The sequence below is a fragment of the Deltaproteobacteria bacterium genome, from assembly GCA_016709225.1.
GTDB lineage: Bacteria > Myxococcota_A > Polyangia > Nannocystales > Nannocystaceae > Xiheibacterium > Xiheibacterium phototrophicum.
The window spans coordinates 1,034,623-1,048,395 of the sequence record JADJEE010000001.1 but is presented as its reverse complement, the minus strand read 5'-3'; the positions used below and the strand labels follow the sequence as shown (position 1 = coordinate 1,048,395).

7 protein-coding genes are annotated in these 13,773 nt (G+C 70.0%); 3 read left to right on the top strand and 4 right to left on the bottom strand.

Going from position 1 to position 13,773, the window contains the following annotated elements:
* Positions 1 to 114: 114 nt before the first annotated feature.
* The 4 genes from IPH07_04385 to IPH07_04370 form a co-directional block, all read right to left on the bottom strand.
* A complete protein-coding gene (locus tag IPH07_04385; protein ID MBK6916621.1) occupies positions 115 to 1,578 on the bottom strand; it encodes a hypothetical protein in 1,464 nt (487 codons plus the stop codon).
* Between the two features lie 38 nt (positions 1,579 to 1,616).
* Positions 1,617 to 3,533, bottom strand: coding sequence for a hypothetical protein (locus IPH07_04380; GenBank protein MBK6916620.1), 1,917 nt, complete (start codon positions 3,531 to 3,533; stop codon positions 1,617 to 1,619).
* Between the two features lie 169 nt (positions 3,534 to 3,702).
* On the bottom strand, positions 3,703 to 7,086 hold the full coding sequence (locus IPH07_04375; GenBank protein MBK6916619.1) for a CRTAC1 family protein: 3,384 nt from the start codon (positions 7,084 to 7,086) through the stop codon (positions 3,703 to 3,705).
* A gap of 45 nt (positions 7,087 to 7,131) precedes the next feature.
* Positions 7,132 to 9,099, bottom strand: a complete 1,968-nt coding sequence (locus tag IPH07_04370) for a hypothetical protein (GenBank protein ID MBK6916618.1) — start codon at positions 9,097 to 9,099, stop codon at positions 7,132 to 7,134.
* 308 nt (positions 9,100 to 9,407) lie between these two features.
* Here IPH07_04370 and IPH07_04365 point away from each other — a divergent pair, with 308 nt between their 5' ends.
* The 3 genes from IPH07_04365 (at position 9,408) to IPH07_04355 (ending at position 13,747) form a co-directional block, all read left to right on the top strand.
* Complete coding sequence (locus IPH07_04365) at positions 9,408 to 11,603, top strand: hypothetical protein (GenBank protein ID MBK6916617.1); 2,196 nt, start codon at positions 9,408 to 9,410, stop codon at positions 11,601 to 11,603.
* Between the two features lie 76 nt (positions 11,604 to 11,679).
* Positions 11,680 to 12,861 (top strand): MBL fold metallo-hydrolase, encoded by a 1,182-nt coding sequence (locus tag IPH07_04360; GenBank protein ID MBK6916616.1) that lies wholly within the window; start codon positions 11,680 to 11,682, stop codon positions 12,859 to 12,861.
* A 442-nt stretch (positions 12,862 to 13,303) separates the two neighbouring features.
* Complete coding sequence (locus tag IPH07_04355) at positions 13,304 to 13,747, top strand: OsmC family protein (GenBank protein MBK6916615.1); 444 nt, start codon at positions 13,304 to 13,306, stop codon at positions 13,745 to 13,747.
* The last annotated feature ends 26 nt before the right edge of the window (positions 13,748 to 13,773 follow it).

The following is a 13,773-nucleotide window of genomic DNA, read 5'->3' as shown; positions in this document are numbered from 1 at the left end:
CACCGTCTCGCCTAGCTTCTACGGATCACGCCGGCCCGCCAAGGGGCGGGCCGGTTCAAAGCACCACGGTCGGGCGTGACCGCGGTCGATTGCGGGCGCCGGGCCCCCGCGGCGTCAGCCGCAGCTGCCGCAGCCGAACTCGGCGACCTCGCCCACGCAGGTCTCGTCCCAGCCGCTCGAGCAGCAGAAGTCGTCCTTGGCGCAGACGCAGGTCGAGATGTCGGCGTTGGTGCAGCCCAGGCCCTCGTGGGCGCTGCAGCAGTTGCCCGGGTCGCCGCCGGCGGTCGGATCCGCGCCGGTGGTCGGATCGGCGCCGGTGGTGTCGCCACCGGTGGTGTCGCCGCCGGTGGTCGGATCCTCGCCGGTGGTGGCACCCGCGGTGGGATCGCCATCGACCTCGGCGTTCTCGTCACCGATGTTCCACGGCAGCTTGCCGCAGCTGTTGTCGGCGGTCTCCTTGCCCGCGGGCGGGTTGCACGTGATCGCGGCACGGGGCACGTCGACGTGCACGACCACGTTCTGGCCGTAGGTCGCGCGGCAGAACTCCTTGGGGTCGTTCATGTTCGCGAGCAGGTCGGAGGCCGTGATGTCGCACTCGACCAGGAAGCCGGTCTCGCCGGTGTTCGAGTACTTGCAGCCGTTGGGCAGCCCGCGGTCGTTGTCCCACGTGCCGAGCCGGAAGCCGCGATGCACGTCGGGCGAGCTGACCGGCGGCAGCACGGCGTGGGCGAGCTGGGTGCCGTTGGTGACGCCGGGCGCCGAGCAGCCGCACTCGGCCATGCGGTTGATGCCCGCGCAGATGGTCGGATCGCTGCGCCGCCACTCGGTGCCGAACAGCTTGTTGGTGCCCATGCAGCCGCGGTAATACGGGTTCTGGCCCGGGTCGTCGGGGTTCGACCAGTTCACGCTGACGCGCTTGTCGGCGGCCAGCGGGAAGCACTTCTCGATGAGGTCGATGGCGGCCGAGTTCGAGTTGAAGCCGACCTTCATGCCGAAGTTGGCGCGGGTGAAGGGGAAGCCCAACACCGCCCCATCGGCGCCGCACTTGTCACCCGGGCACACCGGCACCGGCTTGCTGACGTCGGCGTGCCACGAGGTGAACATGCACTTGCCGACCACCGCGCTGGGGTTGTCCTCGAGGCTGGCCTGCTGGTCGTCGGTCAACGTCGTGCGGCACTCACCGCCGGACTCGCCGGGGGCACAGACCGCGAGCTTGGTGACCTTGCCCTGGCCATCGAGCGGACGGCCGAGATCCACGGTCTCACCGCCGGGCGGCTGCACCAGCGCGAAGTACTCGCAGTACTCCTGGCCGCGGTCGTCGTTGGTCGAGCCGTTGGCGGTCACGCCCTGCACGTCGGCGCATGCCCAGCGGATGTGGTCGGGCGTGAAGCCGCGGTTGCTCGAGTTGATGACCTCGGCCATGCGCTGCAGGCAGGTCATCGAGGCCTCGCCGGTGGGGGTGTCGCACTTGCCTGCGGGGCAGCCCGAGGCGTCGTCGCCGGCACCGTCGCTGCCGCCGCAGGCGGCCAGCAACGCGATCGAACCGAACAGCACGGAGGGGATGAGCATCGACTTCATGGTTGGTTTTCCCTGGTCTCGGTTGGCGAAGGCGGTGCTCACTCGGCGACCTTGCAGCTGGTGTCGAAGTGCGCCGAGGGGCTCACGCTGAGGTTGGTGGTCGGCAGCGTCTGCTCGAACTCGAAGATCGGCAGGGTGAACGCGATGTCGTGCTGCCACTGGCGGATCTTGAACGCGTCGTCCATCAGCTCGCGCTCGTCGCGGTCCTCGCAGGCCTTGAGGAAGGCGTCGACGCGGGCGGTGTGCGCGGCCTTGTCGTCGGCGGCCTGCAGGCTCGTGAGCAGGTCGGCGGCGGCGGTGCCGGCGGCCGGGTTGGCGGCCTGCAGGTTGGCGATGAACGCTGCGCGCAGGTCGGCGACGGCGACGTCGGCCGCGGTCACGTCGGGTGCGGCAGCGAGCTCGAGCTCGCCGCCATCGACCACGCCGGCACCGCAGGCGGCCATGCACATCGAGGTGGCCTCCTCGACGCAGGTCGCGTCCCAGCTGTTGTCGCAGCAGAACGCGTCGGCATTGCACACGCACATGCTGATCTCGTCGTTCTCGCAGCCCTTGCGGCTCTCGTCGGCGGTGCAGCAGTTGCCCGCCATGACGCCGCCGCCGGTCGCGTCGCCGGTGGTGCCGGCGGTCGGATCCTCGCCGCTGGTGCCGGCGGTCGGATCCTCGGTGGTGGTGCCCGCGGTCGGGTCACCGTCGGTGGTGCCACCGGTCGGGGGCGAGGTCAGCTGCTCGAAGGTCGGCGCGAACTCCAACAGCGCGCAGCGGGCATCCGAGAACACCGGACGGGTGAAGTCGACCATCAGCACGTCGCGCACGAAGTCGTCGTCGACCACGCCGCGCGACTTCAGCTCGTCGATGTACATGTTGTCGGCCTTGCTGCGCTCGACGAACGGGAACTTGAAGATCGTGTCGGCCTGGTTCAGGCCCGGCACGGTGTTGCCGGCGGCGGTGCGGGCAGCCGTGTAGACGTCGTCCTTCATGCCGATCGAGCCGAACGACTTGAGCTGCGGGTCGAGGAAGAAATCGGCCGGCAGGCTCGACATCGACGAGGTGTCGAAGTCGACCGCGTTGTCGATGTTGACCTCGACGGTGCAGAACAGCGGGCGCAGCAGGTCGGCGACGGTGCCCTTGGCGGGGTTGAGCGCGTTGGTGACGCGGGTCTTGGTCCACTCGCGGTTGCCCGAGTTGACCAGGCTCTCCATGTTGGCGCCCGAGCTCTCGGAGCCGAGGTCGTCCTTGTTGGCGTCGATGACCTTGTTGGTACCGGGGGTCTGGAAGTGCCCGGTCCAGTGCATCCACGGCGTATCGAGCTCCTTCATCACGAGCCCGCCGCCGGTGTGGCAGCCCTTGCAGCGGCCGCCCTTGCCGGCCACGAAGTCCGACGAGCTGCCGAAGAAGTGCCACTGGCCGCCAGCGATCTCGTAGTAGTTGAACTCCTTCGCCTCGGGATCGAACGCGATGAGCTCGGCCGAGGCCGGCAGCTTGCCGGAAGCCGGCACGCCGAACAGCGAGATCAGCAGCTCCCACTCGTTGCGGCTGTTGCAGCGACGGCTGTTGACCAGGCGGAAGTTCTGCAGCAGCGAGCCGGCGGAGAGCTGGCCGGTCTCGGTGACGAAGCGCGTCGACATGCCCGCGGCGGCGCCGCTCTCGCAGCCGGCCTTGTCGTTCTCACGCAGCTTCGCGACCGCCTCCTTGTAGCTGGTGGGGCAGCCGTTGCCGCCGCGCAGCACGAACACCGAGATCGGGTCCTGCAGCTCGGCCAGCACGTTCGCGCGCCCACGCTGCGACTCATCGACGACCTTCTTGCACGCGAACTGTGCCGGGTCGGTGGGGGCGTCGCACTTCGCGCCGGCGCAGACGATGTTGTTGTCGTCGGCGTCGCCCTCCTCGGCACAGCTGGCGAACGCGAGCATCGGGGTGGCGGTGACGAGGGCGATCGAGAAGCGCTTGAAATGCATGGGACTCCGATGGGCTCCGCGGTAAGTGATACCCCGACCTACACGGTTCATGGCGACCTGCGCCGACTACGTAGCCTGGCCCCCTGAAACGCATCAAATCCTCGCACTTCCTGCGGAATTTTCGCGATCGAATGGACGTGAGGGATTCCACTGTCCCGCGGAGGCGGGATCATCTCGCCTGGCTGATCGTGTGCACAGCCCCGGTGGCGAGGCGCGGATGCGAGCTCTGCGTGCCGTCGGGCCAGTGCACGGTGACATCGGCCGTGCGCGCGCGACCGAGGCCCACGTGCACGACCTCGTCGTCCTGGCCCAGGTAGCCCAGGCCCGCGGTGATCTGCCGCCGCTGCACGGTCTTGCCGCTGCGCACCTCGACGACCGCGCCCACCGCCCGCGTGTTGCGATCGGCACCACGGAGCTCGAGCCGCAGCGCAGCATGCTTGCCGCGCTGGATGTTCTCCAGCAGTCGCGGCGGCTGGGCGAAGTTGTTGACCACCAGATCGAGGTCGCCGTCGCGATCGACGTCGAGCGAGACGGCGCAGCGGCTGTTGCCCTCGAATGCCTCGGGAGCCGCGGTGGGCGTGAGGTAGAAGGTGTGATCGTCGAACACGAACATCTGATTGCGCTGATCGGCGGCCGGTGAGCCGGGGATCCAGCCGTTGGCGAGGTAGATGTCCTCGTCGCCGTCGTTCTCGTAGTCGAAGAACACGCTCGCCCAGCCCCAGCCGCGATCGCCGGGCTCGAACCACTTGCCCTCCTGGGCCTCGAAGCGCCGCACGCCGTCGTCGCCGACGAGGTTGAGGTAGAGCTTGTTGCCGGAGAGATACTGGAACGAGCGCAGGATGCCGTCGGTCAGGTTCACCACCGACTGGTCCTGCGGGAACACGACCTTGATGGTCTTGCTGAACATGTCGATGTTGGCCACGAACACGTCGAAGCTACCGTTGCGATCGAGATCGCTGAAGCTGACGTTCATGCCGCTGCCGCGATCGGCAGCGCCGAGCTCGAGCGCGACGTCGGTGAAGCGACCGTTGCCGTCGTTGCGGAACAGCGGGTTGGCACCGAAGTCGTTGGCGAGGTAGAGGTCGACGTCGCCGTCACCGTCGTAGTCGAAGGTGCCCGAGGCCAGCGTCCAGCCCTCGTCGGCCACCCCGGCCTCGGCGGCGACCTCGGTGTAGCGCTCGCCGTCGAGGCGGAACAGCTGGTTGGGGCTGCCGTTGCGGCCGTCGACCGACGGCAGGTTGCGGCCCTCGCAGGCGCCGCGATTGCACGCCGCGCTGCCGTAGTAGCCCACGTAGAGATCGAGATCGCCGTCGCGGTCGTAGTCGAACGCCGAGGCCACGTGCGCGCCGGGGCCGGTCGCGAGCCCGCGGGTGGCCGCGACATCGACTAACTTGCCGCCTTGGTTGTCGTACAGCAGCGAGGGGTTGCGGCCGCGCACCACCAGCAGATCGAGATCGCCGTCGCCGTCGTGATCGAAGAACATCGCGTGGTGGCTGTCGACCATGTCGGCGGTGATGCCCCACGCCGCAGTCGCATCGATGAAGCGTCGGTTGCCGGCGCCGATGTCGTTGAGCAGCAGGCGACCGAAGCCGATGCCGGCCAGGAACAGATCGGAGTCGCCGTCGCCGTCGACGTCGCCGACCGCGATGCCCGAGCCCATCACCTTCTGGATGTCGAAGCCGCTCTCGCCGGCGTGGGCGGCCCCGTCGGCGCCCGAGTGCGCACCCACGTCCTTGCCCTGCGCAGGCACCTGCTGCCCAGAATGTGCACCCACGTCCTTGCCCTGCGCCGGCACCTGCGTGCCCGAGTGCGCGCCCACGTCCTTGCCCTGCGCCGGCACCTGCTGCCCAGAATGCGCACCCACGTCCTTGCCCTGCGCAGGCACCTGCTTGCCAGAGTGCGCACCGACATCCGGCACCGCGCCACCGGCATGGGCCGCGCCCTCCACGGTCACCGCGACCGCCCCGGGCAGGCCCCACGCCGCGCTCACGTCGGCGAACAGCGCGGCACCGTAGGGTGCCAGCGCGACCTCCTTGGCCCGCTGCCGCGCCGGCGTCCACGCATCGCGCTGCTCCTCTTCGACCGGCAGCACCATCGCCCAGCGGTTGTCCTGCACCTTCTCGAACAGCTCGGGCCCGAGCTCGGGCAGCTCCCCTGCCCGCGCCATGGTCTGCGCGCGGCGCATCCAGAACGTGCCGACGATCGAGGTCAGCTCCGAGAGGTACTCGCCGGCGAACGGGTCCATCGCGAACGGCTGCTGCGCCCACAGGTCCTGCAGCACCAACCAGTGGATCGCGGTGTCGCGCACCGCGTTCATTTGATGATCGAGCAGCACCACGTCGGCGGGCTCGACATCGGCCGTGATGATGGTGCCGGGGCGACGCTCGAAGCGCAGCTTCACGTCGCCGTTGGGCATCATCACGTACGGGAACAGCTGCATGGTCGCGTTCTCGACGTAGGTCGGATCGATGTACGCCAGCCCGTCCTGGGGCTTGTCTGCGAAGTTGCCGTCGGCGAGGTAGTTGTCGGCGCGCATGGGCTCGTAGCCGCGGGCCATGAAGTCCGCGAAGTGGCCCAGCTTCTCGCGCAGCCGCGCCGCGCCCGGCTCGCTCACCGGGATCTTGCTGATCTTGTTGAGCTCGCCCGCAAGCCCGCCGCTGGCCTTGTTGAAGCGCTGCAGCGCCTCGATCTTGGCGTCGATCAGCTGCCGCGTGAGCACCAGCAGCGCCGGCTTGGCGGCCTCGAGCTGCGCGGCCTCGATGGTCACCGGCGGCACCGCGGGGATCTCGAACTTCGCGACGAGGTTCGTGAAGGCACGCTTGACGTGGTCGGCCTCGATGTAGGGCGTTCGGGCCTCGGTCGCGATCTCGCCGGACTCGGTGAGCAGCGCCAGCGACAGCTTGGTCGCGACCACCGCGAGCTCGTCGGCGGCATCGGGCGCCAGCGGCTTGACGCGCGGGTCGGCGAGCAACAGCTCGTCCTGGGCGATCGACAGCAGCACGCGCCAGTGCTCCGAGGTCGTGCGGTAGTCCTTGAAGTGCTGCGCCTCGAGGTCGGCCGGCAGCTGGGCGAGGCCGTCCTTCTTGGCGGCCGGCAGCGCGGCGTCGACCTTCGAGACCGCCTGCACGTCGGCGAGCGTGACCGCGGCCCCGCCGGCGCGTTGCGAGGCCGCCACCCACACGCCGTGGGCCAGGGCCTTGGCGGCGGCGATCTTCGTCAGCGTCGCGAAGTTGCTGTAGCTCTTCGAGGCGATGAAGTTGTCGAGCTGGCGGAAGCTGGTCCAGCAGGTCACGTCCCGCGAGGTCTCGAGCTCGCGGATCTTCGCGACGATGGCCGCGGCGGTGTCGGCAATCTGCGCGCGACGGGGCGACAGCGAGCCCACCGCGTCGCTCAGCGAGGCCGCCGGCGGCACCTCGGGCGCGCGCGCGGGCGCCTCGGCGTCGTCGGTGTCGTAGGTGCGCTGCGAGGCCGGCTTGTCGCCGACCGGGGTGGACGCACCGCCGCAGGCGGTCAGGCAAGCCGCAGCGACCAGGGCCGGACGCAGGATCGTCATCGGTCGCCGAGGATACACCCGAAGGCGCGGCGACCGAGGCCGGCGCTAGCAGTACGGGCGCTCGATGCTGGTCTCGGGATCCGAGGTCGGCAGGATCTCGCGCAGGTACTCGTACTCGTCGACGCAGAACACCGCAGGCCCCTCGCCCTCGAGTTCGGCGCGCTCGCGCAGCGTGCGGGCGCCTCCGGCATCCATCAGACGATTGGGCGCGTCGCCGAGGTTGTGGAAGCGGGTACCGAGCGGATCGGCGAGCCCCAGCGAGTGGCCGTTCTCGTGGCTGACGGTGGTGCCGATCATCGAGCCCATCACCCACACGGCGCACGCGGCCTGGTAAAGCCGCTCGTCGGTGGGGCAGCCGCCGCCATTGGCCAGCACCGGCACCGCGCCCATCGAGAGGTCGGCCGAGGAGAACGGCGTGCCGGTGTCGGGACGGAACGGATCGAAGACGCGGTCGAACAGCGGGTCCGCGACGTCCTGCTTCTTGCCCACCGCGGGGTGGGTCGAGAACGCGAACAACGACTCGATGAACACGCCGCCGAAGCCGGGGAAGCCGTCCTCCTGGGTGAGCGCGTTGACGCCCCCGATGTGGTCGAACAGCCGCTCGTTGTTGGTGTCCTTGCCGTTGGTGTTGTCGTAGCCGAGCAGGCCCAGGCCGTTGGGGTCGGGGCCGGCGATGTCGAGCGTGGCAAACAGCGCGAAGTCGGTCGGCTCCTCCTCGCGGAACTCGATGTTGATGCTCTCGTAGTCCCGCCGCAGCACCGCGAGGATGCGCTCGCGGATCATCGAGTCGAGCGCGCGCAGGCCGAACAGCCGCAGGCTCTCGACATACGACGGCAGGAACCGCACCCACACCACCTGGCGGACCGGCAGGATCGCGAACGCGAACGGCGTCGGGACCCCGAGCACCTCCTCGCTCTCGAACGCGACCCGCGGTGCGATCGTGCCGTCGAAGCTGCCGGCGTCGACGCGCACGTCGATCGCGGTGCCGAGTCCGTCGTCCTCGTTGATCACGTAGCGCACGCGTCGACCGTCGACGAACTCGGGCACCAGCTCGAGCTCGACCGGTGCGCCCTCGGGTGCGCCATCGGGGGTGAAGGTGCCCGAGAGCACCACGGTGGTGAGGCCCTCCTCACCGCCGACGAAGCCACCGCCGTCGATGTCGATGTACTGCCCGAGGCTGGCGCCCGATCCCGAGCTGGTGCCGGCGGCGGTGATCTCGGTCGGGATGAGCTCGTACTCGACCTCGGCGTCGGCGTCGCCGTCGATGACCTCGCCGCTTTGGTGGGCGTTGCGCAGGTACACCAGGCCGCTGAACGTGCCGGACGACAGCCCCACGATGCGCGGCGAGAACGGGAAGCTGCCACGGGTCCGATCGAGGGGATCGGTGGGCTCGACCGGGATCTCGATCGGCCCCACCTGCGTGCAGTCGGCGGCGTCCATCGCCTGGAAGCAGCCCTCGACGACCGCCATCGTGTGGCCCTCGCCGCCACCCAACAAGAAGCCCTCGCCCTCGACCGGAATCGCGTCGTTGACGTAGATGGCCCCGCCCTGCTGCACGTCGGCGAGGTGGGGCGCGAGCGTGGCCGCGAACTCGAGCTCGACCGCCAGCGGGGTCGAGGCCACGCGCTCGGAGGTCGGCAGGTAGTCGATCACGACCTGCGCGTTGCCGACGAAGCTGCCGGTCGGCGACGGCAGCAGCGCGAGCACGTCGGGCGTGAGCTCGACGTGCAGCTCGTCGAAGTCGACGAAGGTCGCGGGCAACTGCAGGCTCGCCTGCCCGCCCGCGAAGCTGCCGGTCAGCTGCAGCCACGCCTGCGAGACCGAGCCATCCAGGAAGCCATCGCCCGCGACCACCAGCACGCTGCCCGGCACCGCGAGCCCGGGGTCGACGCGCGCGAGCGTCACGCCCTCGAGGCCCGACTGCGGTCGCCCGCCCTCGGCGTCGGGCTGGCACGCCGGTGACAGCGCTGCGATCGCGGCGACGAACAGCCAACCCGCCGCACGCGGCGCCATGGTTCGGGGCTCGGGAACACGCACCCCGAGAGGCTACCGCAACCGCACCCGCTTGCCGTCGCGCCGGCGCACGGCCCAAGGGGTTGCGCATCCGCGTGCGCGATCGAAGCGTTCGTGGGGGCGATCGCGATCCCCCGCGCGGATGCTGGGAATGTCACTCCAGCGCCGCGATGCGATCACGCCCGCGGCGCGAACCGAAGCGGCAGCTCGCGTCACTCCCTGGTGCGCGCCTCGCCGGCGCCGGCGTTGCCCTCACGCAGCCGCGCGGCGCATACTCGCCTCGACTGGCGCGCCCCGCCGCTTCGATCATGACCGTCTTCGACTCCATCCTGCTCCCGGGCAGCCGCCGCACGAGCCTCGCGCTGTCGGCCGCCCTCGTGTTGTCGGCGTGCAAGGACGGCGGCGCGCCGCAGATCCAAGACCCTGGCGATCAGACCGCGGTGGTCGGCCAACAGCTCACCATCGACATCCAGGCCACCGACCCCGAGGGCGACGCGCTCGACTTCAGCTTCGCCGCCAACGGCGTGCCCGATCTGGGCCAGACCGCCGCGATGACGATCGCGCCCGACGGCCACGGCGTGTTCACGTTCACGCCGCTGGCCAGCCAGCTGGGCTCGCACCTGTTCGACTTCATCGTCTCCGACGGCAAGAACGACAGCAAGCTGACCATCAACATCAACGTCGTCGGCGCCGGCGGCGACGGCACCCAGCCGATCTTCCGCAAGCCGCTGGGCAACGGCACCGTGCTCGACCTCGAGCAGGCCGAGTGCGCCGAGGTCGAGATCGAGATCGAGGACGCCGACTCGACCACCATCGTGCTGGGGCAGAACCCGCCGCTCATCCAGGACGCCGAGCTGTCGGCCGACGCCAGCGGTCTGTCGGGCCGCTGGAACTGGTGCCCGAACCGCGAGCAGCTCGAGGCCTCGGATCGCTACGAGCTGATCCTCTCGGCACAGGACCTGCCCGAGAACCCACCGACGCTCAAGAACTACACCATCGTCCTGCGCCGCCGCTCGGGCTCCGAGTGCCCGGGAGATCCACCGGCGATCGACCACGACGTCGAGGACGCCAGCACCCAGCTCGACCTCGAGATCGCCGCCCATGTCAGCGACGACAAGGGCATCAAGAACGCGCCGATCCTGCTCTACAGCTACGAGGATCCGGGCAGCCCCATCGACTACACGAAGATGACGGTGGTGACGATGTCGCTGGTCTCCGGCGACATGATGAGCGGCGACTGGACCGGCTACATCCCCAACCCGACCACGCCGCAGGGCATGGGTGCCGAGGCCGACATCTGGTACGCGATCAGCGTCACCGACAACGACGACGCCGAGGGCGACTGCGATCACCTGAGCGACAGCCCCGGCGACGGCACCCACCGCATGCACGTCGTCAACGACGGCAGCGGCCAGGCACCGGTGTGCGGCGCGTGCTCGTACGACGTGCAGTGCGGCGGCTTCTCGAACCTGTGTCTGCCCCAGCAGACCGGCAGCTTCTGCGGCACCGGCTGCAGCTCCGACGACGAGTGCCAGGCCGACTACGTGTGCTCGCCGACCGAGGTGCAATCGGTCGAGGGGGTCGGCGCGCGGCAGTGCGTGCCGCTGTCGGGCAGCTGCAGCGCCGGCGGTGGCGGTGCCTGCACCGAGGACGGCAACGAGGACAACGACGACCTCGACCAAGCGCTGTCGCTGGGCGCGTTCCCGGCCGGCGAGAGCATCGCGGGCTCGCTGTGCACCGACACCGACGACTGGTATCGCTTCGACCTCTCGGCCGGCGCGATCGCAGCGACGCTCGCGGGCCCCAGCGACGTCGACATCGACATCGTGCTCACCGACGCCGACGGCGTGTTGGTGGCCAACTCGGCGGGTCTGCAGTCCGACGAGCACCTGATGTCGAGCTGCGTGCCGTCGGGCACCTACTTCCTGCGGGTGTACGCGGCCAACTCGAGCGCGCGCGGCGACTACACCCTCGACGTCGACGTCGACGCGACCAGCTGTGGTGGCGGCGGCGGTGGTGAGGGCGACTGCTGCACCGACACCAACATGCCGGGCTGCGAGGACGAGGCCGTCACCGCGTGCGTGTGTGCCTTCGACGCGTTCTGCTGCAACAACGAGTGGGACAACACCTGCGCCACCGAGGCGCAGTCGATGTGCGATCTTCAGTGTGGCGGCGGCGGCGACTCGCACGACTGCTGCGTCACCGGTGCCGCCGGCTGCGACGACGCCGCGGTCGAGGCCTGCGTGTGCGCGGCCGACTCGTTCTGCTGCGAGACCGAGTGGGACGCGATGTGCGTGGCCAAGGTCGGCACCCAGCTGTGCGCCGCCTCGTGCGACCCCGACGACGCCGATGGACCGTGCTGCACGCCCCACAGCGGCGCCGGCTGCGAGGTCGACAGCGTCGAGAGCTGCGTCTGCGCCGAGGACTCGCTGTGCTGCTCGAGCGAGTGGGACGACGTGTGCGTGATGGAGATCGAGAGCCTCGGCTGCGGCATGTGCCCGTAGGCCGGGGCGCCGCGCTTCGCAGTCCTCGGCCCACGCCACGCGTGACAAGGCGGGCGATCGCGGCGATCGTGGCGCGGTGAGGTCTGCCGCGTTCGCCATCGCCACGCTCGCCCTCGCCTGCGGCACCGGCCCGTCGGGCCAGGCGACCGCCGACGCGAGCACCAGCTCGGGCACGTCCACGGCTGCCACCGGCACGACCGCCGTGGGCGTCGACGCCACGACCACGACCTCGTCGCTGCCCGGTAGCTCCGAGGGCGGCGAGGTGTCGAGCACGGGCGACGACACCACCGGCGGCGCCTCGACGGCGACCCTCGAGGTGCACTGGATCGACACCGAGGGCGGCGCCGCGACGCTGTTCGTGACCCCCGGCGGCTCACTCGTGCTGGTCGACGCCGGCTTCCCGGGGGCTCGCGACGCCGACCGCATCGCGGCCGTGGTGCAGGATCAGCTCGGGCGCGACCACATCGACCTCTGCATCGTCACGCACTACCACGTCGACCACGTTGGCGGCGTACCAGACCTGGTCACGCGGGTGCCGGTCACCGCGTTCTGGGATCACGGCGACAGCGTCGAGGCGGGCAGCTTCGATGGTCAGCAGCTGTGGCAGGACTACCTCGCGGTCGCCGACGGCAAGCGCACCATCGTCGCCCCCGGCGAGGTGCACGACGTCGACGGGCTCGAGATCACGATCGTGTCGGCGGCGACCGAGGTGCTCGCGGCCGCGTTGCCGGGCGCGGGCGCCAGCAACCCGCACTGCGATGGCGCCCAGCAGATGCCGCCGGCCGCCGATGAGAACGGCAACAGCATCGGCTTCGTCGCTCGCTTCGGCGACTTCGAGCTGCTCGACCTCGGCGACCTGACGTGGAGCTTCGAGGACCAGCTCGCGTGCCGGCTGCAGAACATCGGCACCGTCGATCTCTACCAGACCACCCACCACGGCCTCTCGATCTCCGGTGCGCCGCAGCTCGTGCACGCCTTGGATCCCGTGGTGGTGGTGATGAACAACGGCCCCCACAAGGGCGGCGACGCCGTCACCTTCGAGCGGATCGCCGCGATCCCGTCGATGCCCGAGCTGTGGGCCCAACACCGCGCGCTCGGCAACGACGATGCCCACAACGCGGTGCAGGAGCGCACCGCGAACCTCGAGGACGGCGACGGCGACCAGGGCTTCGCAATCACGGCGATCGTCGATGCCAGCGGCAGCATCACGGTGACCAACGAGCGCAACGGCCACGCGCGGACCTACGCGTCACACTGACGAGCGCGCGCGTCCGAGCCTGAGAGGCTGCTCGAGCTTCGCGCGGCCGGCCGACGCTACGCGATCGTACTGCCGCGGTAGACCTCGTCGACCACCAGCACATGTACTCGCGCAGCGAAGGGATCGTCCGGTAGAACTCCTCGTCGGGCTGCCTTGCTCGAGCGCCACGTACTCCGCGTAGGTGTAGCGGTGGACGCGACGCGCGAACGACATGCCGGCAGCTAGGCTAGCACGACTCACGGTGTGCCGATCCCCCCGAGCGAAGCAAGGGCGAGGCGCGGCCCGGCGCGCGGTGGTTCATCGCTGGGCTGCGCACCAGGTCGGTCCGCCCGCGCCCGCAGCGTTCGCGATCCGTCGCGGTGCAGGGCAGCAACCCCTGCGGCGCGCGGATCGTGGTTGCCGCGCACCTTCTCGGCCGCGCGAGGGAACATACCCACGAGCCATGTCGCACCACACCGCCGCCGTTCGCTGGACCCGCACCACCACCGACTTCGAGTACGACACCTACGATCGCAACCACGAGGTCCGCTACGGCAGCGGCGCGACCGTGGCGGCCTCGGCCGCGCCGACGTTCAAGGGCGACGCGACGCGGATGAACCCCGAGGAGTCGTTCGTCGGCGCGCTGTCGAGCTGCCACATGCTCACCTTCCTCGCGATCGCGGCGCGCAAGCGGCTGGTGGTCGAGTCCTACGAGGACGACGCCACGGGCGAGCTCGACAAGAACGCCGACGGCAAGCTCGCGATGACCAAGGTGGTGCTGCGTCCGAGGGTGCGCTTCGCGAGCGAGGTCGATGCCGCGACCCTGGCCAAGATGCACGCGACCGCGCATGCGAACTGCTTCATCGCGCTGTCGGTCACGACCGACGTGGTCATCGAGCCTGGGTGAGCGCGCTCGGCCTTGGTCCGACGACG